A 26,120-nucleotide genomic window follows, 5' to 3' on the forward strand; every position below is an offset into this window, starting at 1 on the left:
AGACCCCATGACCGCACTCAACGACCTCAATGCCCTGCAAGCCAGCATCGCCGAAGCCGTGCTCGGCCAGGATCAGGTCATTCGACAAATCCTTGTGGGCCTGCTGGCCAACGGTCATCTGCTGCTGGAAAGCCTGCCCGGCCTGGCCAAGACCCGCACGGTGAAAGCATTGGCCAAACACCTGGACGCGAAGATGAGCCGCATTCAGTTCACCCCGGATTTGCTGCCGTCGGACATCACCGGCGCCGAGGTGCTGCATCAGGTCGAAGGCAAGAACGAAATCCGCTTCCAGCCCGGCCCGCTGTTCGGCAACCTGATTCTCGCCGACGAAATCAACCGTGCACCGGCCAAGGTCCAGGCGGCATTGCTCGAAGCCATGGAAGAACGCCAGATTACCGTGGCCGGCAACAGCCATGCGCTGCCGGAACTGTTCATTGTGGTAGCGACTCAGAACCCGATCGAACAGGAAGGCACGTACCCGCTGCCGGAAGCGCAGATGGACCGCTTCCTGATGAAGGTGTTGCTCGATTACCCGAGCGCGGAAAACGAAAGCCAAGTGCTGCGTCTGCTGCGCGAAGAAGAACAGGCCCTCGGCGCCAGGACCGCTGCGGTGCAGGGATTCTCGTTGTCTCAGGACGTGGTGTTCGCCGCGCGCCGTGAAGTCAGCGCCGTGCACGTCTCCCCGGCCATCGACCGCTACCTGATCGACCTGATCAACGCCACTCGCCACCCGGCCGATTACGACGCCGACCTCGGGCGCTGGATCAGCATCGGCGCCAGCCCTCGCGGCGGCATCGGTCTGGACCGCTGCGCCCGGGCGGACGCCTGGTTGCAGGGTCAGGATTTCGTTTCTCCGGACAACGTCCGCGCCGTGGTGCACCCGGTGCTGCGCCATCGTCTGCAACTGAGCTACGACGCGGTGGCCGATGGTGTGAGCGCCGATCAGGTGCTCGACCGTCTGCTCGATAAAGTGGCGATTCCTGCGTGAACACCGACGGCCTGGTGTATGTCTCTCTGGCGCAGTTGATGGCCCTGGAGTTCAAGGCCCGTGACCTGAGCTTTCTGGCGCGTCAGCCCCAGGGCAGCATCCTGGCCGGCAACCACGCTTCGCGTTTGCGTGGCCGGGGCCTGAACTTCGATGAACTGCGGCGCTATCAACCGGGGGACGATTTGCGTCACCTCGACTGGCGCGCGTCCCTGCGCACCGGCAAACCGGTGGTACGGACATTCACCGAAGAGCGCGACCGCCCGGCGCTGATCCTCGTCGACCAGCGTATGTCGATGTTCTTTGGTTCGCAACGCAGCTTCAAATCGGCGGTCGCCGCCGAGCTCGGCGCCCTGGCGGCGTGGATGGTGTTCAACGCCGGCGACCGCGTCGGTGGACTGGTCTTCAACGATCAACGCATCGACAGCATCGCCCCGCTGCGCAGCCGCAAACGGATCGAAGCGCTGTGCAGCCGCATCGCCCAGCAGAACCAGGCGCTCAATGCCGCCAACCCGGACGCCGAGGGCGAAGACCGGCTCGACAAGGTCCTGCAGCATTGCCTGGCCGTGGCCGGTCACGATCACCTGATCTGCATCGTCAGCGACTTCGCCGGGGCCGGCGAACGCACCTTGCAACTGATGCGGCAACTGGCGGCGCACAACGATGTAATTGCCATGCAGGTGTATGACCCGCTGGCGCTTAACCTGCCGAAAAACGGCCGCGTGCTGGTCACCCAGGGGCAATTGCAGGTGGAGCTGGCGGTGGATCGGCAACAGGTGCACCAGCCGCTTGGGGATTTTCTCAGCGGGCGGCTCAAGGATGTCGCGACTTTGCTGCGCCGCAGCCAGGTGCCACTGATGATGTTCAGCACCGCAACAGAAGCCCACGAACAACTGCGCGCCGAACTGGGCAAGCTTACCGGAGGGCGCCGATGAATCCCGCTATCCCGAGCATCGACCAGCTCAAGGAAATGGCGCTGCCGGTGCCGGTCAGTTATGCACCGCAAACCTGGGGGTGGTGGGCGTTGCTGACGTTGTTGATCGTTACGTTGGTGGTGACCGGTGCGCGGCGCTACCGGCAATGGCGGCGCGATCGCTATCGGCGCGAGGCGTTGGTGCGGCTGGAGGAATTGCAGCAGCGCAGCAATGACCTGAGTGCGTTGCGTGAGCTTCCGGAGCTGCTCAAACGGGTCGCGATCTCTATGCCTTACGCAAAACCTGTGGGAGCGAGCTTGCTCGCGATGGCGTCCGGTCAGTCACCACCACCTTTGATTGCAAGCTCGCTCCCACAGGACTCTCCAGCGGGGTTGGGGAAAGAGGACTGGCAGGCATTTTTGCAGCGGCACAGTAAACAGCCGCTACCCGTCGACTTCAGCCAACAACTGTCGCTGCTGGCCTACGCCCCCGACGCAACATTGCGGGCCATGCCCAATGAACAGCGCCAACAGCTGTTCAGCACCTGCAAAACCTGGGTGGAGCGCCATCATGTGGCAGCTTGATTACCCTTGGCTGCTGATCCTGCTGCCGCTGCCGTGGTTCGGCTATCGCTACCTGTCCGACTACCGCGAAGCGCGCAGCGCCGTGCGTGTACCGTTTTTCGGGGCGATGAGCCGCGCCGTCGGCCAGGCACCGAGCCAGGCCGGCACCCGCAGCAACGGCTGGCAATTGCTCCTGAATCTGCTGGTCTGGACGCTGTTGCTGGTGGCGGCAAGTCGGCCGGTGTTGGTGGAAAAACCCATCGAGCGCCAGCAGCCGGTGCGAGACCTGATGCTGGCCATCGACATTTCCCAGTCGATGGAAACCACCGATTTCACCGACGCCAACGGCCAGAAAATCAATCGCCTGGCCGCAGTCAAGGAAGTGGTACACGGGTTCATCGACAAACGTAAAGACGATCGAATCGGACTGATCGTGTTCGGCACAGGTGCCTATCCGCAGGCACCGCTGACCCTCGACCACGCCAGCCTGTCGCTACTTCTGGACGACACCGGCATCGGCATGGCCGGCCCCAACACCGCCATCGGCGACGCCATCGGCCTGAGCCTGAAACTGCTGGCCCAGGCCCACGAGCAGGAAAAAGTGCTGATCCTGCTCACTGACGGCAATGATACCAGCAGCGCCATCACCCCGGATCACGCGGCCGCCATGGCCGCGGCCAAAGGCGTGGTGATTCACACCATCGGTATCGGCGACCCGACTGCCGAGGGCGAAGCCAGGGTCAACCTGCAAGGCTTGCAGGACATTGCCCAAGCCACGGGCGGGCGTTTCTTCCGCGCCGAAGACCGCAATGCCCTGGATCAGGTCTACAGCACCCTGGACAAACTCACCCCGCATCAGGTGAAAACCCTCAGCCACCAGCCCAAACGCGATCTGTTCTGGTGGCCGCTGGGCGCTGCCATTGCCCTGCTGGCGCTTTATCACCTGGGCGCCCTGCTGCTTCCACGGCTGATGCTCGCCCGTCAACGGCAGGAAGCCTGACATGGACATCAACCTCAGCGACTTCCATTTCCTGCGCCCACTGTGGCTGTTGCTCGCGGTGTTCGGCGCATTGCTGCCATTGCTGTGGCGGCGCAACCAGGACCTGCAACGGCGCTTGCGCAGCAACATCGCCGCGCACCTGCTGCCGCATCTGCTGATCACCCCGCAGGACCGGCAACGCCTGCGTCCCGTGCACCTGGTATGTGCGCTGCTGGTACTGGGCGCCATCGCCGCCGCCGGGCCGACCTGGGAACAGGATCGGCCGGACTTTCTGGAAAACCGTGCGCCGCTGATCATTGCCATCGACCTGTCGCCCTCCATGGACGCCAGCGACGTTCCACCCAGTCGCCTGGAAGCGGTCAAGCACAAGCTCCACGACTTGATCCAGCGCCGCGCCGGTTCGCGCAATGCCTTGATTGCCTACGCCGGCAGCGCGCATCTGGTGTTGCCCGCCACCGACGACCCGGCGCTGCTCGATACGTTCATTCAGGCCCTGAGCACCGACCTGATCAGCAAACCGGGGAAAAATGTCAGCGCGGTCATCGATCAGGCCAAGCGCCTGCTCGCCGCCGAGAAAACGCCCGGCACCCTGCTGTTGATCACCGATGGCGCCGACATCTCGGCACTGGCCGGGCTGGACAAGCAACTGGCAGACAGTGCGCTGCAAGTGCTGATATTGGCGGCCGGCAGCAGCGACGGCGGGATCATCCGCGATGCCAGCGGCCAGCCACGCACCGACAGCGACGGTCGCCCGCAACTCGGCAGCTTCGATCAGGACGCCCTCAAGCAGCTTGCCTCAACGCTGGACGCCCCGCTGGGCAGCCTGACCCTCAACGATGACGATCTGGACTGGATCGCACTGCACGCCGAGCAGCACTTCCAGGCAGCCAGTGACGAGCAGCGCGAATTGCACTGGAAAGACGCCGGTTACTGGCTGTGCTGGCCGCTGTTGTTGCTCGCCTTCTTCAGCGTACGCAGGGGCTGGAGCCTGAACTGGATGGCTGCACTACTGCTGGCGGTGGGCTTGGGCCTGCAACCGGCGCCGGCACAGGCCAACGCGCTGACCGATGCCTTTTTCACCCGCGACCAGCAAGGTCGCTGGGCCTTCGAACATGAGCACTACCCTCAGGCGGCGGCGCTATTTGTCGATCCGTACTGGAAAGGCGTGGCCGCCTACAACGCCGCCGATTTCGACCTGGCACTGGCCAGCTTCGCTCGGCTCGATACACCGCAGGCGTATTTCTACCTGGGCAACATCTACGTGCGCCGCTTCAAGTTCGATCAGGCCATCGCGTCCTATACCCAGTCGCTGAAGTTGCAACCGCAGTTTCCGGAAGCCACGGCCAACCTGGCCCTGGCCATTGCCTTGCAGAAAGACACCGAAAGCGCCGAGAAAAACACGCCAGAGGTCAAACCCGACGAAATCAAGATGGACAAGGCGCCGGGTAAAGGCCAAAGCAAAAAGGTGGAAACCCAGCAAGCGGCCTCGGATGAGCAATGGTTGCAGAATCTCACCACATCGCCGGCGAAATTCCTCAAGCAGAAATTCAGCTTGCAGGATCAGGCGGGGGTCAAGCCATGACCTACCTTCAGGACCGAGTCGCTGCCATCGCGGGCAAGCCCGCTCCCACATTTGATCCAAGCACCCCACAAATCCACTGTAGGAGCGAGCCTGCTCGCGATGGCGCCAGATCAATCACCACAACACTCTGCGCCCTGCTCATTAGCCTGATCAGCCTCAACACATTCGCCGCCGACCCTCAGTTGAAAGTCCAGGCCACCCTGCAACCCGCCGACCCCGTCATGGTCGGCAGCCTGGTCAAGTTGCAACTCGATGTCTTCACCGACTCCTGGTTCACCAGCGCCCCCACCCTGCCCGACCTGAAGCTGCCCGGCGCATTGGTGATGCCACCGGACGGCCATGCCCAGCACATCAACCAGACCTTCGACGGCCAGTCCTTCAGCGGAATGCGCTACAGCTACCTGATCACCCCGAACCTGGCCCAAGGCTACGACATTCCGGCGCTGACGGTACAAGCCACACCGGGTCAGGCCAGCCACGAACTCAGCGCCCAAAGCCAGCCTTTGCATTTCAATGCCGCGCAACCACCGGGGTTCCAGCCCGGTGAGACAGTGCTGGTGGCTCAAGGGCTGCGGTTTACCCAGAAGACCGTCAATTCGGCCACGCCGCTGAAGGTCGGCGACAGCATCACCCGGGAACTGACCTTGCAGGCCGACGGTGCCCTGGCCATGTCACTGCCGACACCGACGCAGGATGTCATCAAGGGCCTGAGCCGCTACCCGAAAGCACCGCAGATCCGCAATCTGGATGACGGTCGCGGCAACTTCAATGGCGGCCAGCGCATCGACAGCGTGACTTATCGAATCGACACCGAAGGCCATTACAGCCTGCCTTCCGTCGAAATCAAATGGTGGGATGCCAGCAGCCAGCAAACCCGCACGGCCACGGTGCCTGCCGTGACCTTCGACGCGGTGGCCAACAGCGCCTACAAGCCGGTGTTTTCCATCACCGAAGATCTGAAAAAACTCGGCCAGCAGAATCGCCTGCACCTTTCCGGGCACTGGTTCGGACTATTGACACTGGTGTTGGCGGTAATGGCACTCGGCTGGTTCAGTCGCCCGCTCGTACACCGCACGCACCTCAAGTGGCAAGCCCGACGCCGCGCCCGACATGCCGCCTGGCTGGAGTCCGCCGACTACGCGTGGCGGCAGATCCCGCCGCAGATCGAAGGCAAACCGGCGCAACTCAGCGCCCTGTACCTGTGGACCCGACGCAGCCGCCGGGGCCTGAAACTGACCGGCCTCGGCCCGCGCCTGCAAACCTTCCTGCGCGCCTGTTATGGCCGCGAACCGGACAAAGACCAGGCGCTGCGCCAAATCAGGGAATCCTTGTCTACGCTGCATAGTCAGGCCGAGCGTAACAGGGAATCAGTCGCACCTGCCCTGCGCCCACTCAACCCGGTTCACGAGAAGGAATTCCCATGACAAATCCGATGACGTTTCGCCACCCGGGCTTCAAGTTTTTGCTGACCCTGGCCTTGAGCCTGCCGCTGCTGGTGCAGGCAGCCGAGCCACTGCCCTCCTGGAACGACGGTCCGTCGAAAAAACAGATCATCGAGTTCGTGCAGACGGTCACCGATCAAAACAGCAAGGACTTCGTCAAACCCGAGGACCGCATTGCCGTGTTCGACAACGACGGCACCTTGTGGAGCGAGCAACCGATGTACTTCGAGTTGCTGTTCGCCCTGGAAGAAGTCAAACGCACCGCGCCGCAGCACCCGGAATGGAAAACCACCCAGCCGTTCCAGGCCGTGCTGGAAAACGATCACAAGGCGCTGGCCGCCACCGGCATGGAGGGCCTGCTGAAGATCTTCGGTGCGACCCACACCGGCATGACCACCGAAGCGTTCGATGACTATGCCAAGACCTGGCTGAGTCAGGCCAGGCATCCGAAAACCGGCAAGCCGTACACCGAAATGATCTTCCAGCCGATGCTGGAGATGCTCGACTACCTGCGCGGCAAAGACTTCAAGACCTACATCGTCTCCGGTGGCGACACCGGGTTCATGAGAGCCTTCGCCGAGAAGGTCTATGGGGTACCGCCCGAGCAGGTTATCGGCACGACCTTCGTTACCAGCTTTGAATACAAGGATGGCAAGGCGTCGATCCTGCGCACGCCGAAACTGGCCCACAACGACGATGGCCCGGGCAAACCGGAAAGCATCGACGCGGTGATCGGTCGTCGGCCAATCCTCGCCTTCGGCAACTCCGACGGCGACCTGCAAATGCTCCAGTGGACCGCCGACGGTCCCGGCAAACGATTCATGGGCCTGGTGCATCACACCGACGCCAAACGCGAATGGGCATACGACCGGCAGTCGCAGATCGGTCGTCTGGACAAGGCCCTGGACGAAGCAAACAAGCGTGGCTGGACGGTCGTCGACATGGCGTCCGAATGGCGTCGTATCTACCCGTTCGATGCCGCCACTTCCGAGCAAGTGCAATAAAAAGACGTTACGCAGGACCGCAATAAACGTTTGTCGCAGCACGCGACGCAAGTGAGCATAAGGAGCCAGTCAGATGACTCGCATACGTAAGTGGATACCGAAACTCGCCTTGGTGGCGACTACGGTCATGGCGTTTTCGGCAACCGCCGGGGCCGCTGAGAAACCCAACATTCTCGTGATCTTCGGCGACGATATTGGCCAGACCAACATCAGCGCCTACTCCATGGGCGTGGTCGGCTACAAGACTCCGAACATCGACCGGATTGCCAAAGAAGGCATGATGTTCACCGACTACTATGCGGAGAACAGCTGCACCGCCGGCCGGTCGACATTCATCACCGGACAGTCGGCGCTACGTACCGGGCTGTCGAAAGTCGGGATGCCGGGTGCCCCGGTCGGCCTGCAAAAACGCGACATCACCATCGCCCAGGCCCTCAAGTCCCAAGGCTACGCCACCGGTCAGTTTGGCAAGAACCACCTGGGCGACAAAGATGAATACCTGCCGACCAACCACGGATTCGACGAATTCTTCGGCAACCTGTATCACCTCAACGCCGAAGAAGAACCCGAGCGTCCGTACTGGCCCAAGGACGACCCCGCGTTCGTCAAGGCCTACTCGCCGCGCGGCGTGATCCACAGCTTCGCCGATGGCAAGATCGAAGACACCGGCCCGCTGAACACCAAGCGCATGGAAACCATCGACGACGAAACCACCGCCGCCGCGCAGGCGTTCATCGAGAAACAGGCCAAGGCGGACAAGCCGTTCTTCGTCTGGATGAACACCACCCGCATGCACTTGTTCACTCACGTGCGTGAATCGATGAAGGGCCAGAGCGGCATGCCCGGCAACGATTATGCCGATGGCATGATCGAGCACGACGGCGACGTCGGCAAACTGCTGAAAACCCTCGATGACCTGAAAATCACCGACAACACCATCGTCGTCTACACCACCGACAACGGCCCGAACCAGTTCTCCTGGCCGGACGCGGCGACCACGCCGTTCCGCAACGAGAAGAACTCCAACTGGGAAGGTGCGTACCGCGTTCCGGCGATGGTCCGCTGGCCAGGCAAGATCAAGCCGGGCGAAGTGTCCAACGAGATGTTCTCGGGCATGGACTGGTTCCCGACCTTGCTGGCCGCCGCTGGCGATGCCGACGTGAAAACCAAGCTGCTCAAGGGTTGGGCACCGACTTCCGGCGGCACCAACTTCAAGGTGCATCTGGACGGTTACAACCAACTGCCCTACCTGACCGGCCAGGCGCCCAAAGGTGAGCGCAAGGAGTTTTACTACTTCAACGATGACGGCGTGCTGGTGTCGATGCGCTTCGACAACTGGAAAGCCGTGTTCTGCGAACAGCGCGCACCGGGCGGCTTCAAGGTCTGGAGCGAACCGTTCGTATGCTTGCGCGTACCGAAGATCTTCAACCTGCGCATGGACCCGTATGAACGTGCCGACGTGGTTTCTGACCAGTATTACGACTGGCAAACCAAGAACGTCTACCTGGCGGCTGTAGCCGTCGAAAAATCGGCAACGTTCCTGCAGACCTTCATCGAGTATCCACCCAGCCAGAGACCGGCCAGCTTTAGCATCGACCAGATCCGTGCTGCGGTAGACGCCAAGATCGCTGAAAAAATGAAAGCTGCACAGTAGGACCGCTGGACCGCCGCTCGCCTTCATTGGCGAGCGGTACTGTTTCCGAGTTGGGACCGTATTGGCCCCAATCGCGGGCAAGCCCGCTCCCACAGGGATTTTGTCGTACCGAAGATCCAGTGTGGGAGCAGGCTTGCCCGAGATGAGGCCCGCACAGTCGCAGTTTTCTTGAATTGCAAAGGCAATCCGCAATGACCTCACGTGTCGCCAGCAAATCGTCGGCCATACCTGCCCCGCAAGTCGCCTCCCCGGCGCTGTTGATCCCCGCCCTGCTGCTGTTTGTCTCCGGCGCCGCGGCGCTGGTGTATCAGGTGCTGTGGATCAAGCAGTTGTCGTTGGTCGTAGGCGTCGAGGTCTATGCCATCACCACCGGGATCAGCGCGTTCTTTGCCGGGCTGGCCTTGGGTGGCTTGCTGTTCGGGCGCTGGGCGGACCGGATGCAGCAGCCGGTTGTGCTGTACGCCGGGCTGGAAGTGCTGGTGGCCGTGCTCGGTGTCGCTGCGACCTTTGCCATGAGCCTGGCGGCCAGCCCGTTTGCCTGGCTGGAAGCACACGTGGGCTTGCTGGCCTGGGTGCTGCCGTTCGCGCTGGTGGGTATTCCCGCCCTGTTGATGGGCGGCACTCTGCCGGTGCTGGTTCGCTCCCTGGCCACTGACCCGCAACACCTGGGCAAGGCCGGCGGGCAGCTGTATGCGGCGAACACCGCCGGGGCCATCGCCGGCACCCTGCTCGCCGCGTTCGTGTTGATTGCCACCCTCGGCGTGCGCGGCAGCGCGCTGGCCGCCGCCATGCTGAACCTGCTGGCCGCCGCTGGGGCCTTGTGGTTCCAGCGCCAGCGCGGGGTACCCGTCGATGCCCCGGTGAAACATCACACTGAAAAAGCCCCCGACCGCCTGGCCCTGTGGCTGTACTCCATTGCCGGTGGCGTAGCCCTGGGCTACGAAGTGGTGTGGTCGCAATCGATCGTGCAATTCATGAGCACCCGCACCTACGCCTTTGCCGTGGTGCTGGCGACTTACCTCACCGGCTTGTTCCTGGGCAGCATGCTGCTGGCCCGTCGGGTCGATCGCCTGCGCGATCCCTGGGGGGTGTTCGGCGTGCTGATTGCCGCAGCCGGCGCGATTGCCTTGCTGGAAGTGGCGTTGCTCGGACGCTGGCTGGTGCTCGCCCAGACCCTGGCCGAATCCTGGGTATTGTCATTGGGCGGCAGTGAACTGGCTGGCATGAGCACGCGGTTTGCGGTGGCTGCCTTGAGCATCGTGTTTGTACCGACCCTGTTGCTGGGAGCTGCGTTCCCCTTGGCCCTGCGCTTGAGCGTCGGCGGCGAACAGGTGGGGCGCCATGTCGGCGAAGTCGTCGCGTTCAATACCCTTGGCGGGATTGTCGGCGTGATGCTCTGCGGCTTTGTCCTGATCCCGATGCTGGGTCTGGTACGGACCCTGGGCCTGCTGGCGCTGATTGCCGCCGGTATCGCGTACCTCGCCGTGCGCAAGGGCCATGGTGTGAAGAAAGGCCGGCGTCAGGCGGTGATTGCCATCGGCCTGGTGTCCCTGGCGCTCGCCGTGTTCACGCCGGTCAACAAGCTCGCCAGCCTGCTGCCGGGCGCGCGCAATGGCACGCTGACGTTCTACGAAGAAGGCCGTGGCGGCACCGTCGCCGTGGTCACTCAGGGCAAGGGAGAAAGGGCATTCCAGCGTTTGTACATTCAGGGCGTATCCAATACCGGTGACGCCATGCCGTCCCTGCGCTACATGCGGATCCAGGCGCTGCTGCCCCTGCTGATCCACAACGGTGAGCCGCGCTCGGCACTGGTGATCGGGTTCGGTACCGGCATCACCGCGGGCGCCCTGACCCGCTATCCCGGCCTGGAACATCGCGTGGTCGCCGAACTGCTGCCTTCGGTGGTCAAGTCAGCCCCCTTGTTCAAGGGTAATTTCAATGCCGCGGCCGATCCGGGGGTCGATGTGCGCTTGCGTGACGGTCGCCAGGAACTGCTGCGCAATCCGCAGCGCTACGACCTGATCACTCTCGAGCCGCCACCGCCCTCCGCTGCCGGCGTGGTCAACCTGTATTCCCGGGACTTCTACCAACTGGCCTCCAGCCGTTTGCACAAACAAGGCCTGGTCGCCCAATGGCTGCCGCTGCCGACGCAGAACATCGACGACTCGCGCTCACTGGTGCGCAGCTTCCTCGACGTGTTCCCGTACGCGACCCTGTGGACCAGCGAATTCCACGAGATGCTGCTGGTGGGTTCGATGGAGCCGATTGAACTGGATGCGGTAAAGATCAACGCGCGCTTCCAGCAGGACAGCGTTCGCAGCACCTTGCAGGATGTCGGCGTCGGTTCGGCCGCAGCATTGCTCGCGACATGGGTGACTGATCGTGAGGGGCTTGAACACTTCGCTGGCGATGCGCAACCGGTGACGGACGATCAACCGCGCATCGAGTACGCACCCTGGGTTCGCTCGAAAGAGATCAGCCGCGTGTTGCCCGCCCTGCTCGCCCTGCACCAGCCGCCAGCCGTGTTGAACGCCGACGCCGGGTTCATCGAGCGCATGAACGTCCACCAGCAACGCCTGATGCAGTTCTATCGGGCGAGCCTGCATGCGTACGACGGAAACCGTGACGCTTGGGCCAGGGATATGCGCGAGGTGATGCGTGGGGATTCCGGGAATCCGTATTACCGGTGGTTTGTCGGGGAGTGATGCGGCGCCTGACAGATCGCCTTCGCGGGCAAGCCCGCTCCCACAGGTTCGGTGTCGATCACAACATTTGTGCACGACACAAGACCTGTGGGAGCGAGCTTGCTCGCGATGGGGGCATCAGCTTCACAACATCCGCCATTTGACACACGCCGGTCATCCGGCAAAGCTGCATCGAGCGTCATCGCGCGCCGCAAGGCAATCGCACCTGGACCATGGAAGTCGTAATGCCGAAACATAAAAATAAAGCTGCAACCCCAAACCCTGATTCGCAACCGACCCTGATCAACCGTTATCTGTTCCCTGTCACCATCGGCATCCTGCTGCTGGCTGTGGCGGGTATTGGCTGGTTTTTGCTGGGCAGTACACCGACGCCGCTCAAACCAGTCCCCGTCAGCGCGCCTGCCATACAACCGGCCAAACCGCAACCGGTCGCTGTCAAGCCTGCGAAAATGGTCGATGAGCAACAATGCCAGGGCTGCCACGGCGAGCAGGTCAAGGACTGGCAAGGCTCCCATCACCAACTGGCGATGCAGCAAGCCAACGCGGACACCCTGCTCGGCGACTTCAACAACGTCACCTTCAAGGCCGAAAAAGAGACCACGGTGTTCTCGCGCAAAGGCGACGAATTCTGGGTCAACACGCCGGGTATCGATGGCAAGAATGCCGATTTCAAAGTCGCCTACACCTTTGGCATCGCCCCCTTGCAGCAATACCTGATCGAGGTCGGCGAAGGCCGGCTCCAGGCCCTCGGCGTGGCCTGGGATACCGAGAAGCAGCGCTGGTTTCACCTCTATCCGGGTCAGGGCGTGACCTTCAAGAACCCGTTGCACTGGAGCAAGCCGAGCCAGAACGCCAATTTCATGTGCGTCGAGTGCCACACCACCGGTTACAAGCGCAATTTCGATGCGGCGAAAAACACCTTCGACAGTCACTGGAACAGCCTCGGTGTCGGCTGCCAGGCCTGCCATGGCCCGGCGTCCAATCACCTGGAATGGACCGCGAAGAAAACCGACCTGATCCACGTAGGCTTTGCCGTCGACCTCAAGGACAAGAACGCCACCGTCGAAATCGAAACCTGCGCCCGCTGCCACTCTCGCCGCGCGCCCCTGGACGATGGCTACACGGTCGGCAAACGGCTGATGGACGACTACCTGCCGAGCGTCCTGACCCGCGAGTTGTACGCGCTGGACGGCAAGATCAAGGACGAAGTGTTCGAGCACGGCTCCTTTGCCCAGAGCAAAATGTTCGACAAGGGCGTGCGTTGCAGCAACTGCCACAACCCCCACAGCACACAGTTGAAGGCACCCGGCAACGGCGTTTGCCTGCAATGCCACAACACCGCTGGCAAAACCACCGTGGAAGGCGTCGACGGCAATGGCCTGCAAGCGAAAAACTACGATTCCATCGAACACACTCGCCACACCATGGGCCAGCCGGGTTCGCAGTGCGTGGATTGCCACATGCCCGGCAAGTTCTACATGGGCAACGACTTGCGGCATGACCACAGCTTCAGCATTCCCAATCCTGAGCGAGCTAAGAAACTCGGTACACCTGACGCCTGCCTGACCTGCCACAAAGGCAAGGCCGGCGACAAGGTCACCGAGCAGTTCAAGCTGTGGAACACCGCCAACGCCAGCGCGGTACAAGCCCCTCGCTACGACGAAAGCCTGTGGCTGATTCGCAACGGCCAGCCCGGCGCCGCGCAGGCGTTGTTCGAGCAACTGCAACGCAGCAACCTGCCGGCGATTCAGCGCGCGACGCTGCTGGCCGAACTGCCGGCGTACCCGAGCGAACAGGCGTTGAAACTGGCTACCAGGGACCTGGGCAACCCGGCGCCGCAAGTCCGCGAGAGCGCGGTGCGGGCGGTCAGTGCCTTCCTGCCGCCTGCGGAGCGCGCGCCATTGCTGACACCGTTGCTGAGCGACCCGGTGCGGGCTGTACGCATCGCCGTCGCCCGGGACCTGCTCAGCGTCGCACGCAATGGCTTGGGCAGCGCCCAGGACGCCTGGAATGCCGCCATTGCCGAGTACGAAGCGGTGCAAAAGAGTCTGGCCGAGCGCGCCGAGGCCAACCTGAACCTGGCCATGCTCTATCAGGCCGATGGCCGCAGCGCAGAAGTCGAAGCTTTGCTGCGTACCGCCCTGCAGCGCGATCCGGACTTCTACCCGGCGCTGGTCACCCTGGTGCAATGGCTGGAGGCCAACGGTCGCAGTCAGGAAGCCCATGCCCTGCTGGCGCAAAGCCTCAAGGACCACCCCGACTCTGGCCTGCTGCAACACACTCAGGGCCTGGCGCTGATTCGTGCGGGCCAGGCCGCTCAAGCCATGCCGTACCTGCGCAAGGCCGCGCAACTGGATCCCCAGAGCGGGCAGTTCGGCTATGTGCTGGCAGTGGCCCTGCATGACAGCGGCAAGATTGACCAGGCGTGCGCCGAACTGGAACGGCTGTTGAAGGTGCAGCCGGCCAATCGCAATGCCCGGTTGTCGTTGATCCAGTATTACCTGGACAACGGCCAGGAGCCCAAGGCGCAAGTGCTGTTGCAGGGCTGGAAGAAAATGAACATGGGGGATCCGGCGTTGAAATGACGGGAGATTCTTGTAGGAGCGAGCTTGCTCGCGATGGCGTTACAGGCGACGCGTTTATCCAAAAAAATCGCGTTTTCGTTGACGTCCATCGCGAGCAAGCTCGCTCCTGCAGGGACCGAATTCAGCGCCGCCTGAACAACGGCCGCGGCTCAATCACCGAACGCCCGTACAACACGCTCATCCCCGCCAATCCCTTCAATGCATCTTCTGCGGATTTGTCTTCACGCACGGCAAAGCTGTCGAAACCGCATTGGCGCATGTGGCTGAGTTGATCGCGCAAGACATCGCCGATGGCGCGCAACTCACCGGCCCAACCCAATCGCGCACGCAGCAGATACGCCTGGCTGTAACCGCGGCCATCGCGAAAGCTCGGAAAATCCAGGGCGATCAAGGGCAGTTGGGTAAACCATGGCTGAAGGCTTTCCACTTCATCGTCCGGCCCCAGCCACACGCCGTTTTGCAACGGGTTTTCCAGCCAACGGCTCAGCGGCAGAATCGTTGCACCCACGGGCAGCGGTGCTTGCGGGTCGCGCACGAGCTTCCATGGATCATCCGCGACAATCCGCGCCACGCCCTCTTCCAGCCGCAACAGATTGTTCATGCCGACACCTCCAGCACTTTCGCATAGACCGCCTCCTTGAACGGCTCTAGCCCGATCCGTTGGAAGGCGTCGACGAACAGTTCTTCGCTCTCGCGATAACGCACGAAGGTGTCGATGATGCGCTCGATCACCTCGGGCACTTCGGCGGAGCTGAAGGACGGGCCAATGACCTTGCCCAACGCACTGTTCTTGCCCTGGGCGCCGCCGAGGGTGATCTGGTACCACTCGGTGCCGTTCTTATCGACCCCCAGAATGCCGATGTTGCCGATGTGATGGTGACCGCAGGCATTCATGCAGCCGGAAATATTGAGGCTGATATCGCCCAGGTCGTGCAGGTAGTCGAGGTCTTCGAAGCGTGCGGCAATAGCCTTGGCGATGGGGATCGACTTGGCGTTGGCCAGCGCGCAGAAGTCGCCACCGGGGCAGGCGATGATGTCGGTGAGCAATCCGGCGTTGGCGCTGCCCAGATTGTGTCCGCAGGCCAGGCGCCACAGGGTGAACAGATCGGCCTTGGACACGTCCGGAAGGACGATATTCTGCTCATGGGCAATGCGGATTTCACCGAAGCCAAAGCGCTCGGACCACTCGGCCACCGCCTCCATCTGCTCGGTGGTGACATCGCCCGGTGGCGCAGCGCTGCCGGGCTTGGTCGACAACACCACGCTGGCATAGCCCGATATTTTGTGCGGCTGCACGTTACGCTGCACCCAACGAGCGAACGCCGGGTTTTCGGCCAGGTGCGTGCCGAAATCGAGATTGGTGTCGGACAGATCACGATAGGGCGGTGCGACGAACGCACTGGCCACCCGCTCGAACTCGTCAAGGGTCAGTTGCGCCGGGCCGTCCTTGAGGAACTGCCACTCTTCTTCCACTTCCCGGGCGAAGGCCTCGATGCCCAGGGCTTTGACCAGAATCTTGATTCGCGCCTTGTACTTGTTGTCCCGCCGGCCATGGCGGTTATACACCCGCAGCACCGCCTCTACGTAAGACAGCAGGTGCTGCCACGGCAAGCCTTCGCGGATCTGCACGCCGAGGATCGGCGTGCGTCCCAGACCGCCGCCCACCATGACTCGCAGGAGCATGTGCCCTTCGGAGCCAGGGTAAAGATAAAGGCCGATGTCATGCATCATGATCGCCGCGCGGTCCTGCTCGGCCGAGCAGATGGCGATCTTGAACTTGCGCGGCAGGAACAGGAATTCCGGGTTGATGGTCGACCACTGCCGCAGAATTTCCGCCAACGGTCGCGGGTCAATCATTTCGTCGGCCGCAACCCCGGCAAAGGCTTCGGTGGTGATGTTGCGCACACAGTTGCCGGAGGTCTGGATCGCATGCATTTCCACCTCGGCCAGGCGTTCGAGGATCGAAGGCACCTGGGCCAGTTCGATCCAGTTGAACTGCATGTTCTGCCGGGTGGTGAAATGGCCGTAACCGCGATCGTAATCCCTGGCGATGCTCGCCAACGTACGCATCTGCCGGGCACTCAGCGTGCCGTAGGGAATCGCCACCCGCAGCATGTAGGCGTGCTTTTGCATGTACAGGCCGTTCTGCAGGCGCAATGGCAGGAACTCTTCTTCGTTCAGTTCACCGGCCAGAAAGCGCTCGACCTGATCACGAAACTGCGCAACTCGTTCGAGCACCAATGCCCGGTCGTAGTCGTCGTACTGATACATCTGGCTACCTCATCAGAATTAGGCACAGAACCCTGTAGGAGCGAGCTTGCTCGCGATGGACGTCAACGAAAACGCGAACCTCCTGGATAAACGCGTCGTCCTTGACTCCATCGCGAGCAAGCTCGCTCCTACAGGGGGCGCAAGTCGGGCTCTGCGGCTCGTTTCGAGGTAACGACTATGAGCTTGCGGCGCAGTACCTTACAGATTCACTTGAACTCTAAAAAACCGTATCAGATCACGGTGGACCGCCGCAGGAGTGCCGAAAAATCTGATCCGCACAAATGAATTTTTCCTGAGTCTGTTTTGTTTTTACCGGTGTTTTTACAGTGCACGGCATTGCAACCGAGGAAGCATTGACCATGAGCACAACAACCATCGGACAGGCCTATAACTACAAGGTCGTCCGCCAATTCATCGTGGCGACCGTAATCTGGGGCATCGTGGGGATGGCGATGGGTGTGTGGATCGCCTCGCAACTGGTGTGGCCGCAGATGAACCTGGACCTGCCGTGGACCACCTTCGGCCGCTTGCGCCCGCTGCACACCAGCCTGGTGATTTTCGGTTTCGCCGGCAGCGCGCAATTCGCCGCCAGCTATTACGCGGTGCAACGTACCTGCCAGGTACGGCTGTTCTCGGACACACTCGCTGCCTTCACGTTCTGGGGCTGGCAGTCGGTGATTGTGGTGATGCTGATCACCCTGCCGTTGGGCTACACCACCACCAAGGAATACGCCGAAATCGAATTCACCGGCGCGGTGTGGATGACCGTGGTCTGGGTTGCATACGCCGTGGTGTTCTTCACTACCGTAGTGCAACGCAAGACCAGACACATCTACGTCGGCAACTGGTTCTTCGGTGCATTTATCGTGGTCATCGCCATGCTGCATGTGGTCAATCACCTGTCGATTCCAGTCGACTGGTTCAAGTCCTATCCGGTGTATTCCGGGGCCACCGACGCCATGGTGCAATGGTGGTACGGGCACAACGCCGTGGGCTTTTTCCTGACCACCGGTTTCCTGGGGATGATGTATTACTTCGTGCCGAAACAGGCGGGCCGGCCGGTGTATTCCTATCGCCTGTCGATTGTGCACTTCTGGGCGCTGATCACCCTGTACATCTGGGCCGGCCCGCACCACTTGCACTACACCGCGCTGCCGGACTGGGCGCAGTCGCTGGGCATGGCCATGTCGCTGATCCTGCTGGCGCCGAGTTGGGGCGGAATGATCAACGGCATGATGACCCTGTCCGGTGCCTGGCATAAGTTGCGCACCGACCCGATCCTGCGTTTCCTGGTGCTGTCCCTGGCCTTCTACGGCATGTCGACCTTCGAGGGGCCGATGATGGCGATCAAGACGGTCAACGCCCTCTCCCACTATACGGACTGGACCATCGGCCACGTGCACGCCGGGGCGCTGGGCTGGGTGGCGATGATTACCTTCGGTGCGACCTATCACATGGTGCCGAAGGTATTCGGGCGCGATCAGATGCACAGCACGCCGCTGATCAACCTGCACTTTTGGCTGGCGACCATCGGCACCGTGCTGTACATCGCCTCGATGTGGGTCAACGGCATCACTCAGGGCCTGATGTGGCGCGCGATCAACGATGACGGCACGCTGACGTACTCCTTCGTCGAAGCCCTGCAGGCAAGCCATCCGGGATTCGTCGTGCGCTTTGCCGGCGGGGTGTTCTTCCTCAGCGGTATGCTGCTGATGGCCTACAACGTGTGGCGCACGGTGCGGGTAACGGACGTAGCGATGGCCGAACGCGAGGCGCGGCTTGCCTGATGATTGAAGTCATATTGAACATTCTGGGTGTGGCATTTTTGTGGTTCGCCGTCGAGTATTGTCTGCGCCACCAGACCGCCGAGAGCCTGGACGATGCAAGCCTGATCCCGTTTGCGGATGACCCGGAAGTGGCGCGGCGGGTGGAATTGGCGACCGGAAAAACCGTTAGAACACTGCCGCCGCAAGAGGCGAACCCGGATTGGGAAACCCTCGATATCTGATGTGGCACCGATTACTGTGGGAGCAAGCTCGCTCCCACAGGGTTGTATGTCGAGATTTCAGGTACGCTCCCGGGGAATCAGGCTTTGCAGTTGTTGCGCCAGGAAGTTTGCATCGAACTCAAAAGTGTCCGGGTCTTTCAAGCCATTGGTCTTGCGCCACTGCCAGCCAGTGGATGGCGGCAGGCACACCAGTGACACGCTGCCATAACGTGCTGCTGTAAAGCCCATCACCGCCACGGAAATCTGCCCGCCGACACCCATCACCTCCGGCACGAATTCCACCGGTTTGCCAGTGATCAGGATGCTCAGCTTTTCGGTCTTGAACGGAGAGCTCTCCACCAGAACACTCGGCCCCGACGCGACGTACACTTCGCGGTTCACTTCGAGCAGGTCAGGTGCCTTGACCGGTTCCAGCCACTGCTGGATCTGATCGAACAGCGCACCAATGCGCTTCGCCCACTCGGCCGATTGCGACTCGAACACTTGCTTTTTGTGCGCTTCGCTTTCGGCGTAGTGGCGAAGCATTTCGCCCAGTTGCTGTACATCGTCCATAGCGGTGTTCCTTTGGTTGAAGCGGTGTTGCGGATATTAAGCATGGCAGATGCGCGTGGTGGGCGTACGAGTAAAAGCGTGAGCGGTACTGCCACCGCCGCACCGAATGCGCAGGAGGCGGTGGCGTTCGCCCTGGGTGGCTGACTCAACCGGCCTTGGGCGTGCGGCGCAGACGCGCCATGCTCAAGGTGTCCACCAGCACGCCGTCACGCACGGCGTAGTCGCGGTACAGGCCCTCGGTTTCGAAGCCGAACTTGCGGTACAGGGAAATGGCCGCTTCGTTGTCGGCATACACCGAAAGCTCGATTCGCTGCAGATTCATCCAGTTGTCGGCGATATCCAGCGCCGTCGCGAGCAGCTTCGAGCCCACCCCCTTGCCCTGCCACGCCACCGCAACGCCCATGCCGAAACTGCCGGCATGGCTGCGACGAATGCGTGAGAACTGCTCCAGGCCAATGTTGCCGATGACCGTGCCTTGATGCAGGGCCACCACATTCACCAAGCGTTCGTTATCCAGCGCCAGGCGACTGCGCCAGAGTTCGGTGGACTGAAACGGCATTTGCAGGGTTTGACGGGCGATGGCCGGGTCGTTGTACAACGCCGCAACGCCTTCGATATGGGATTCGTTGAAGCGTTCGAGGGTAATGACGGGTTCGGTGGCTGGCATGGGTGAATCATCCTTGAAGCAGACATGGCCGTTCACTCTATAACGAACGAAACCTCTGTGGCGAGGGGGCTTGCCCCCGTTGGGTTGCGTAGCGACCCCCAACAAACCAATACTCGTTTTCACCCTGCAAACCGCAGTGCCCGTTATTACGGCTGCTGCGCAACCGAACGGGGCGGTGCGGCGGTCCGACAAGCCCCCTCGCCACAAGGATTGCAGTCTATTCAAGCTATCTTCATTCGAACCACTCCCGGCGCTCGCTGAAGGTGTTTTCGATCAATTCGACGATCATCCGTACTTGCTCGTCGTCCCCGGAATCAGCATTGACCGCCATCCACACCTGACGCCGCATTGGCTGGTCAAACAGGCCCGGCAAGGCAATCAGCCCGCGATCGAAGTGGCTCATGTAGTGCGGCAGCAGGCCGATGCCGGCACTGCAACGGATCATCTCCAGCATCAGCTCCCAGGATTGCAGTTGCACCACCCCGGCCGGGCGCTGATCCACCAGCGTATTCCATGGCCGGAAGCTCTCAACCTGGCCGTCCTGCCGCCATTGCACCAGGAGAAAATCGGCCAGGTCATCCAGGCATTCCGGCCTGGAGGCAACCCGCGAATAGCGCTTGGCAATGTGCGGCAGGTAATCGAGTTGCGCCAGGCGCCGGGGTTCGGTGGTGGCAAAGCTCGGTCCCGGCAACGGCGATCCGGTCTCGCCCAGCCACACCACCACGTCGGCGCTGACTGCCTGCAAGGCCAACTCGCTGTCGAGCGTCATGATCTCCAGCCGAACGCTGGCGTTGCGCCGCAGCAGTGCAACCAGGTCGCGCCCGAGAATGTCATGCAGGATCGAATCCGCCACGGCCAGGCGAATCAACGGCTGCTCGACCACCGGCAAACCGCGCTCATGGGCCAGGGCGATCAATTGTGCGTGCAAGCGCAAGCCATCGCGGCTGAGGCTCAAACCATTGTCGCTATGGTTGAACAGCGAACATTGGAGCTGCGTTTCCAGCAGCACCAGCTGCCTGCGCAGGCGGGTGGTCTTGATGTTGAGACTGCGGGCGGCCTGCATGAAGCAACCGCAACGGGCGCTGACGGTGAAACACAGCGCCAGTTCGGGGTCGATTGCCGCCGCCAACTGGCGCCAGGACGCATTTTTATCAATAGCTACACGATATTCCGCAGCCCCCTGGTGGGCGCTGGCTTCCATGAATGACATCGAGGACTCCCTGTCGATCTGACACTGACAGGTGCATCCTGCGGATCGTTCATGAACCTGCTGTGACAATGACTCAGGCGCTGGGTGTCTGCCGAAAGCTCACGGCCAGGCGATTCCAACTGTTGATGGTGGTAACGGCAATGGTCAGGTCGACCATTTCGCTTTCACTGAACTGCTCCCTGGCTTGCGCGTAGACATCGTCCGGCACATGGCTTTCGGCGAGCAAGGTGACCGCCTCGGTCCAGGCCAGCGCGGCTCTTTCCCGAGGATTGAAAAAGTTGCTGTCGCGCCAGACCACAATGGAATACAGACGCCGGTCGCTTTCGCCCAGGCGCCGTGCATCCACCGAGTGCATATCGGTGCAAAAGGCACAGCCATTGAGCTGCGAAGCACGAATCTTGATCAGGTGCAGCAGGCCCTGCTCGATACTCAGGCTGCTGGCCAGGGCCTCCATGGCGATCATGGCTTTCATCGCTTTGGGCGACGCGCTGTAGTAATCCAGGCGGGGGGTCATGGGGCGATCTCATGCAGGCGTGATGTGATCTTCACGGTAGTCGCTGGCTCGGGGGCATGACAGATCCAATCAGGCGATTTCCCCGGGGACCACCGTCGCCAGACCAATTGACGGTTTTTCCACTGCACAACTTCTGTACCACAAGCGGATAAGAGTAATCTTGCGCGACGCACACGCGCCCAACAGCCCCGGAGCCTCGCCGGTATGGAACTACATGTTGTCATCAACGGTCGCAAGGACCTGGCCGGCCAGCTGTACAACCAACTGCGCAGCGCTATCGAGTCCGGTCGCCTGACCGCCGGGACACAACTGCCCCCCAGCCGCTTGCTGGCCGAACAACTGGGTATTTCGCGCAAGACCATTTCCGACACCTACGCCCAACTGACTTACGAAAACTTCCTCACCGGGGTGGTCGGCAAAGGCACCTATGTCAACGCGCGCTCGTCGAAGGTGCAGCGTAAACAGAACCACACCGAACTCGGCGGCTTCGAGGTGATCGAGTACTGGCGCAACCTGCCGGTGTTTCTGCGTCATCCGACCCTGGAAGGCTCGCTGCGCTACGACTTCATTGGTGGCGCCACCAGCAAGGGCCAGTTTCCCCAGGATGACTGGCGGCGCTGCACCTCTCATGCACTGCGCCAGATTGCCGGTTCCAAGGGCTTATACAGCCAGCCCGAGGGCTTGCCGGCGCTACGTAACGCCATTGCGCAGCACATCGCGTTCTCCCGCGGGGTCAATTGTCAGGATGAGGATGTGGTGGTGTGCAACGGTGCGCAGCAGGCGCTGGACCTGATTGCCCGGGTGCTGATCAGTCCGGGCAGCCTGGTCGCCATGGAGGACCCCGGCTACCCGCCGGCGCGCCTGCTGTTCGGCACCCATGGCGCCACGGTCATTGGCGTACCGGTGGACGCCGAAGGCATTGTGGTGGACCAGATTCCTCGCGGCACGCGCCTGATCTACGTCACCCCGTCGCACCAGTTCCCGCTGGGCATGCCGATGAGTCAGGCGCGCCGGGAAGCACTGCTGGCCAAGGCCCATGAGTTGGGTGCGATCATCATCGAGGACGACTACGACAGCGAGTTCCGCTATGAAGGCCGCCCCACCGATTCCCTGCAAAGCATGGATGAACGGGGGATCGTCGCGTACGTCGGGACGTTCTCCAAAACCCTGTTACCGGAACTGCGGCTCGGCTACGGGATCCTGCCGCCGGCGATCCTCGAGGCCGTGGTGCGCGCCAAGCAGCTCACCGACCTGCACACCTCGACCCTGCCCCAATGGGCGCTGGCCAAGTTCATCGCCGAAGGTTGCCTGCTCAAGCACATCCGGCGCTGCCATACGATCTATGCCGGGCGCCGCGAGCGGATCCTGGCGCGCATGGCCGGCGATCTTTCGCCCTGGCTGGAGGCGGTACCGTCCACTGCCGGCTTCCACATGGTGGTGATGTGCAAAGTGCCGATGGATATTCCATTGGTGATCGAACTGGCGAAAAAAGTCGAAGTCGGGCTATATGCCATCGACAGCTTTTTCTATCAGGAAACGCCCAGGGCCGGGCTTTTTTTCGGTTTTGGCGCCATCGAAACCCTCGACATCGACATCGCCCTGGACCGTTTGCGCGACATCCTGCAGCAAGTGGCCTGACGGATTGGCCTGCGGTTTTATCCGGGGATTGGCTATTGGCGGTCCCGGGGGCCGGGCCTATCCTGCATAGGCGTTATCCCTCAATGAGCAGGATTCGTCCGGCCTGATTCAGGAGTGTGAGCAATGTCCCATGAAGTGATCAATACCGTACAGGTACAAGCCGCCGCCGGGCGCTCGGATGAACTGGGTAAGCAACTGCAAAAGATTGTCGAAACCCTGCGTGAACTTCCCGGTTGCGAATCCTATATGGTCGACCGCTGCCCCGAGGACAGCAATCGCTGGACCGTCAGCGCCCACTGGCAATCGGAAGAGGCCATGCGATCGCATTTCAACAGCCCGCAAGTCCAGGGTTTCATCGACCTGATCGATTGCCAACTGGCCAACTCCGTCGACTTCAACAGCTTTCCGATCCGCTAGGCCCCCTGTAGGAACGAACTCGCTCGCGATGGTCGTCAACGATAACGCGTGCTTGCTGGTTAAACGCGGTGAATCTGAATCCATCGCGAGCAAGCTCGCTCCTACAGAATTACCCCCCGCTGGAGCGAGCTGCCCAGACATTGGTCCCCTGGCCTTCCCGAATATTGGCTGTTTGATTGCCCCTCGCGGCGGACTAGATTGGTTCCTGACCACTTATCCAACGCAGGTAATGAACCATGAACGTATTGCGCTTCTGTGCCGCTCCCCTTGTTGCCCTGACCCTGACCATCGGTGCCCCGGCATTCGCCCATGAAGCCGGTGACCCCTCGGAAAAAGTCACGATATTGCAGGACCACATGCTGAAAAACGTGCCGGGCAAAAAAGCGCTGATGATCGAAGTCGACTACAAGCCCGGCCAATCGTCCATTGCCCACAAGCACGACGGTACAGCCATGGCCTACGTCCTTTCAGGGTCTGTCACCTCTCACGTGAAAGGCGAGAAAGCCGTGACGTACAAGGCGGGCGAATACTGGTACGAAGCAGCCGGCTCCGAGCATCTGGTATCGAAAAACGCCAGCGTTACCGAGCCTGCCAAGTTGCTGGTGTTCATGGTGTTGTCGCCGGACGAACAGGTGCTGGTCCCCCTGAAAAACTGATCGCTGATCGAATAGCCATAAATAAACACGCCCAAATTCGCTATTCGGGCGTTTTTAATTCCCGGGGCAATTAACCCGACTTGTTTAAACCAAACAAAACTATGGGCCGGCCAATAAGCACGCAATTGGCTATTTCATTCTTCACTTTGCGGTTTAGTCTGGAGCAACTGCCGAACACTTGCGGCAATTCCAACTTCCTTACTGATGTTGTTTCACTGGAGTAACACAATGAAACTTGCATTTGTCAGTACGCTTACCCTATCAGCTGCGCTTTTGGCTGGCTGCTCGGTTCCCACCGCACCCTCTGCGGGGCCTTCGCTGGAAAGTGTGTTCACCGAACCGGTCGGCCGCAGCAACGCGACTCGTATTCCCAACGGCAGCAATGTGGCCTTGGGTGTGGTGTACAGCCAAAACACCCAGGCTAACCGTGCCTATCTACAGGATTACCAGGCCAATGCCGGCACGGGTTTCGGCCAGAGTCTGCTGGTACGGGAGATCCACGACGCCTATGTCGCCACCTCCAGACCCGACCTCGCGGTGGATTGGGTCAAAGCCTCGCTTCAACGCCAATTCGGATCGGTCACCGTGTACCCGGACATGCAGAGCCTCAAGGCGGCGAAACCGGATGTGGTAGCCATTGTCGACAGCCGCAGCCAATTGATCACCTCGCGCAGTTCGGACGTCGAGTCCAAAGTCAGTGCCGATTTCTATGACAGCCACTTCAACTACATTGGCACCGCACAAGGTTATGACGCCAGAGCGCTCAGCCCGGTATGGGCGGACTATAAACGCAGTGAAGAAATTGTTGCCGATATTAACGAGCAACAAAACGTGCAAGTAAGGGCATTGCAGAAGTTTGACCAGTCGCTCAGCAATTTATTGACTAGTCCGACAAGTAACGTCTCGATGATCGACCAAACCTCAGAGCAGAAATTGCATTAAGACTGTGACAGATAGTGTGAGCAAACCTCGACCAGTACAGGAAGGGTTTGCTCACAATTAATCAAGACCGCGACTTTTAAATAGCGGTATCTTCAGATCCGCGCTACAGCGCCAACCACCATTTTCTACAGACAAGGACGTCTTCATGACTAAAGACCAGGAAAGATCCTTCATTGCCCGCATCACGTGCAATGGAATGAACATGACATTTTTTGACCAGATATTGAGCGCGAGTCATTTTGAACCTCAGAGACTCAAATCGCCGATCCCGCCCAATATAGTGTCTACCTTTGAAGCCTATGATCCTGCAAGCCGAACAATGCGCCCTGTAGGTGGCAGAAAACGGACGGCCATGGTCATCCACTTCAGGTGTTATGACGACTACTACAACATGCAGATTTTGAGCGAAGCCTACTATCAAAAATATTTTAGCAAGAACGAACATGGCGTCCTGGGCGCCTTCCCGGCCGCCGGCGGTGATACCACCTCCTTCAATTTGCTGGACAGCAATCAGCAAATCATCACGCTTGATGATTTGAGCGGTGACACAGCCACCGTTCACTTGAAAGCACGCAACGCCGCCATTATCAAAAAAGAAATCTGGCGTGATCCGGCGTACAGCAGGTGCTTCACCGACAAGTCCGGCGACATTGCCAAGTTCGAGCTGAAAATTCTGGAAAGGCAGGTCTCCTCACCCGCAAGTTCAACACCCTACAGCTGAGTTCCAACCATGGGCCCGCGTGTTATCTTGCCCCTTGAATGAAAAAAGCCCCGCATCTCTCGATGCGGGGCTTTTTCATTCAACGCCTGA

Annotated in this window: 23 protein-coding genes; 17 read left to right on the plus strand and 6 right to left on the minus strand. The window is 60.9% G+C overall.

Annotated elements, in window-relative coordinates:
* The first annotated feature begins 7 nt into the window (after positions 1 to 7).
* The 10 genes from AC1RS8_RS06995 (at position 8) to AC1RS8_RS07040 (ending at position 14,434) form a co-directional block, all read left to right on the plus strand.
* Positions 8 to 988, plus strand: coding sequence for an AAA family ATPase (locus tag AC1RS8_RS06995; RefSeq protein ID WP_489340541.1), 981 nt, complete (start codon positions 8 to 10; stop codon positions 986 to 988).
* Positions 985 to 1,920, plus strand: a complete 936-nt coding sequence (locus AC1RS8_RS07000) for a DUF58 domain-containing protein (RefSeq protein WP_057714978.1) — start codon at positions 985 to 987, stop codon at positions 1,918 to 1,920. Before AC1RS8_RS06995 ends, AC1RS8_RS07000 begins: the two co-directional genes overlap by 4 nt.
* Positions 1,917 to 2,483, plus strand: a complete 567-nt coding sequence (locus AC1RS8_RS07005) for a DUF4381 domain-containing protein (RefSeq protein ID WP_090455050.1) — start codon at positions 1,917 to 1,919, stop codon at positions 2,481 to 2,483. Before AC1RS8_RS07000 ends, AC1RS8_RS07005 begins: the two co-directional genes overlap by 4 nt.
* Entirely contained in the window at positions 2,470 to 3,462 is a 993-nt protein-coding gene (locus tag AC1RS8_RS07010) for a vWA domain-containing protein (protein WP_154860080.1), read from the plus strand. The genes AC1RS8_RS07005 and AC1RS8_RS07010 overlap by 14 nt, the downstream gene beginning before the upstream one ends.
* 1 nt (position 3,463) lies before the next feature.
* Positions 3,464 to 5,044 (plus strand): VWA domain-containing protein, encoded by a 1,581-nt coding sequence (locus AC1RS8_RS07015; protein WP_489340540.1) that lies wholly within the window; start codon positions 3,464 to 3,466, stop codon positions 5,042 to 5,044.
* Positions 5,041 to 6,468 (plus strand): BatD family protein, encoded by a 1,428-nt coding sequence (locus AC1RS8_RS07020; RefSeq protein WP_489340539.1) that lies wholly within the window; start codon positions 5,041 to 5,043, stop codon positions 6,466 to 6,468. The genes AC1RS8_RS07015 and AC1RS8_RS07020 overlap by 4 nt, the downstream gene beginning before the upstream one ends.
* Positions 6,465 to 7,490, plus strand: a complete 1,026-nt coding sequence (locus AC1RS8_RS07025; protein WP_057714983.1) for an HAD family hydrolase — start codon at positions 6,465 to 6,467, stop codon at positions 7,488 to 7,490. Before AC1RS8_RS07020 ends, AC1RS8_RS07025 begins: the two co-directional genes overlap by 4 nt.
* Positions 7,491 to 7,563: 73 nt before the next feature.
* Complete coding sequence (locus AC1RS8_RS07030; RefSeq protein ID WP_057714984.1) at positions 7,564 to 9,144, plus strand: arylsulfatase; 1,581 nt, start codon at positions 7,564 to 7,566, stop codon at positions 9,142 to 9,144.
* Between the two features lie 191 nt (positions 9,145 to 9,335).
* The gene (locus AC1RS8_RS07035) at positions 9,336 to 11,849 is read left to right on the plus strand and encodes a spermidine synthase (protein WP_489340538.1); all 2,514 of its coding nucleotides are present in this window, start codon (positions 9,336 to 9,338) and stop codon (positions 11,847 to 11,849) included.
* Positions 11,850 to 12,073: 224 nt separating this feature from the next.
* Complete coding sequence (locus AC1RS8_RS07040) at positions 12,074 to 14,434, plus strand: tetratricopeptide repeat protein (protein WP_489340537.1); 2,361 nt, start codon at positions 12,074 to 12,076, stop codon at positions 14,432 to 14,434.
* A 121-nt stretch (positions 14,435 to 14,555) separates the two neighbouring features.
* Here AC1RS8_RS07040 and AC1RS8_RS07045 read toward each other — a convergent pair whose 3' ends face one another.
* Together AC1RS8_RS07045 and AC1RS8_RS07050 are read right to left on the minus strand one after the other, a co-directional pair.
* The gene (locus AC1RS8_RS07045) at positions 14,556 to 15,035 is read right to left on the minus strand and encodes a DUF934 domain-containing protein (RefSeq protein ID WP_489340536.1); all 480 of its coding nucleotides are present in this window, start codon (positions 15,033 to 15,035) and stop codon (positions 14,556 to 14,558) included.
* Positions 15,032 to 16,705, minus strand: a complete 1,674-nt coding sequence (locus tag AC1RS8_RS07050; protein ID WP_090455043.1) for a nitrite/sulfite reductase — start codon at positions 16,703 to 16,705, stop codon at positions 15,032 to 15,034. The genes AC1RS8_RS07045 and AC1RS8_RS07050 overlap by 4 nt, the downstream gene beginning before the upstream one ends.
* A 359-nt stretch (positions 16,706 to 17,064) precedes the next feature.
* Between AC1RS8_RS07050 and ccoN the strand changes: the two genes are divergently transcribed.
* Together ccoN and AC1RS8_RS07060 are read left to right on the plus strand one after the other, a co-directional pair.
* On the plus strand, positions 17,065 to 18,492 hold the full coding sequence (gene ccoN / locus AC1RS8_RS07055) for a cytochrome-c oxidase, cbb3-type subunit I (RefSeq protein WP_340316323.1): 1,428 nt from the start codon (positions 17,065 to 17,067) through the stop codon (positions 18,490 to 18,492).
* Positions 18,492 to 18,713, plus strand: a complete 222-nt coding sequence (locus AC1RS8_RS07060; protein WP_150813829.1) for a cbb3-type cytochrome c oxidase subunit 3 — start codon at positions 18,492 to 18,494, stop codon at positions 18,711 to 18,713. Before ccoN ends, AC1RS8_RS07060 begins: the two co-directional genes overlap by 1 nt.
* A gap of 57 nt (positions 18,714 to 18,770) precedes the next feature.
* On the opposite strand, the gene AC1RS8_RS07065 is transcribed toward AC1RS8_RS07060, so the two are convergent.
* From AC1RS8_RS07065 to AC1RS8_RS07080, 4 genes are all read right to left on the minus strand, one after another.
* Entirely contained in the window at positions 18,771 to 19,265 is a 495-nt protein-coding gene (locus AC1RS8_RS07065; protein ID WP_489340535.1) for a hypothetical protein, read from the minus strand.
* Between the two features lie 145 nt (positions 19,266 to 19,410).
* Positions 19,411 to 19,932 (minus strand): GNAT family N-acetyltransferase, encoded by a 522-nt coding sequence (locus tag AC1RS8_RS07070; protein ID WP_159389847.1) that lies wholly within the window; start codon positions 19,930 to 19,932, stop codon positions 19,411 to 19,413.
* 232 nt (positions 19,933 to 20,164) lie between these two features.
* Complete coding sequence (locus AC1RS8_RS07075) at positions 20,165 to 21,142, minus strand: LysR substrate-binding domain-containing protein (protein WP_489340534.1); 978 nt, start codon at positions 21,140 to 21,142, stop codon at positions 20,165 to 20,167.
* Positions 21,143 to 21,215: 73 nt separating this feature from the next.
* Positions 21,216 to 21,656 carry a carboxymuconolactone decarboxylase family protein gene (locus AC1RS8_RS07080; RefSeq protein WP_489340533.1) on the minus strand — a complete coding sequence of 147 codons (441 nt, stop codon included), beginning with the start codon at positions 21,654 to 21,656 and terminating at the stop codon, positions 21,216 to 21,218.
* 204 nt (positions 21,657 to 21,860) lie between these two features.
* Between AC1RS8_RS07080 and pdxR the strand changes: the two genes are divergently transcribed.
* The 5 genes from pdxR (at position 21,861) to AC1RS8_RS07105 (ending at position 26,030) form a co-directional block, all read left to right on the plus strand.
* Positions 21,861 to 23,294, plus strand: coding sequence for a MocR-like pyridoxine biosynthesis transcription factor PdxR (gene pdxR / locus AC1RS8_RS07085; RefSeq protein ID WP_057714995.1), 1,434 nt, complete (start codon positions 21,861 to 21,863; stop codon positions 23,292 to 23,294).
* A gap of 123 nt (positions 23,295 to 23,417) precedes the next feature.
* The gene (locus AC1RS8_RS07090; protein ID WP_057714996.1) at positions 23,418 to 23,711 is read left to right on the plus strand and encodes a putative quinol monooxygenase; all 294 of its coding nucleotides are present in this window, start codon (positions 23,418 to 23,420) and stop codon (positions 23,709 to 23,711) included.
* 236 nt (positions 23,712 to 23,947) lie between these two features.
* A complete protein-coding gene (locus AC1RS8_RS07095) occupies positions 23,948 to 24,367 on the plus strand; it encodes a cupin domain-containing protein (protein ID WP_489340532.1) in 420 nt (139 codons plus the stop codon).
* A 228-nt stretch (positions 24,368 to 24,595) separates the two neighbouring features.
* Positions 24,596 to 25,309 carry an ATPase gene (locus AC1RS8_RS07100; RefSeq protein ID WP_349733946.1) on the plus strand — a complete coding sequence of 238 codons (714 nt, stop codon included), beginning with the start codon at positions 24,596 to 24,598 and terminating at the stop codon, positions 25,307 to 25,309.
* Between the two features lie 145 nt (positions 25,310 to 25,454).
* Complete coding sequence (locus tag AC1RS8_RS07105) at positions 25,455 to 26,030, plus strand: hypothetical protein (RefSeq protein ID WP_489340531.1); 576 nt, start codon at positions 25,455 to 25,457, stop codon at positions 26,028 to 26,030.
* Positions 26,031 to 26,120: the final 90 nt, after the last annotated feature.

The organism is Pseudomonas sp. GW821-FHT12A04, from assembly GCF_058807755.1.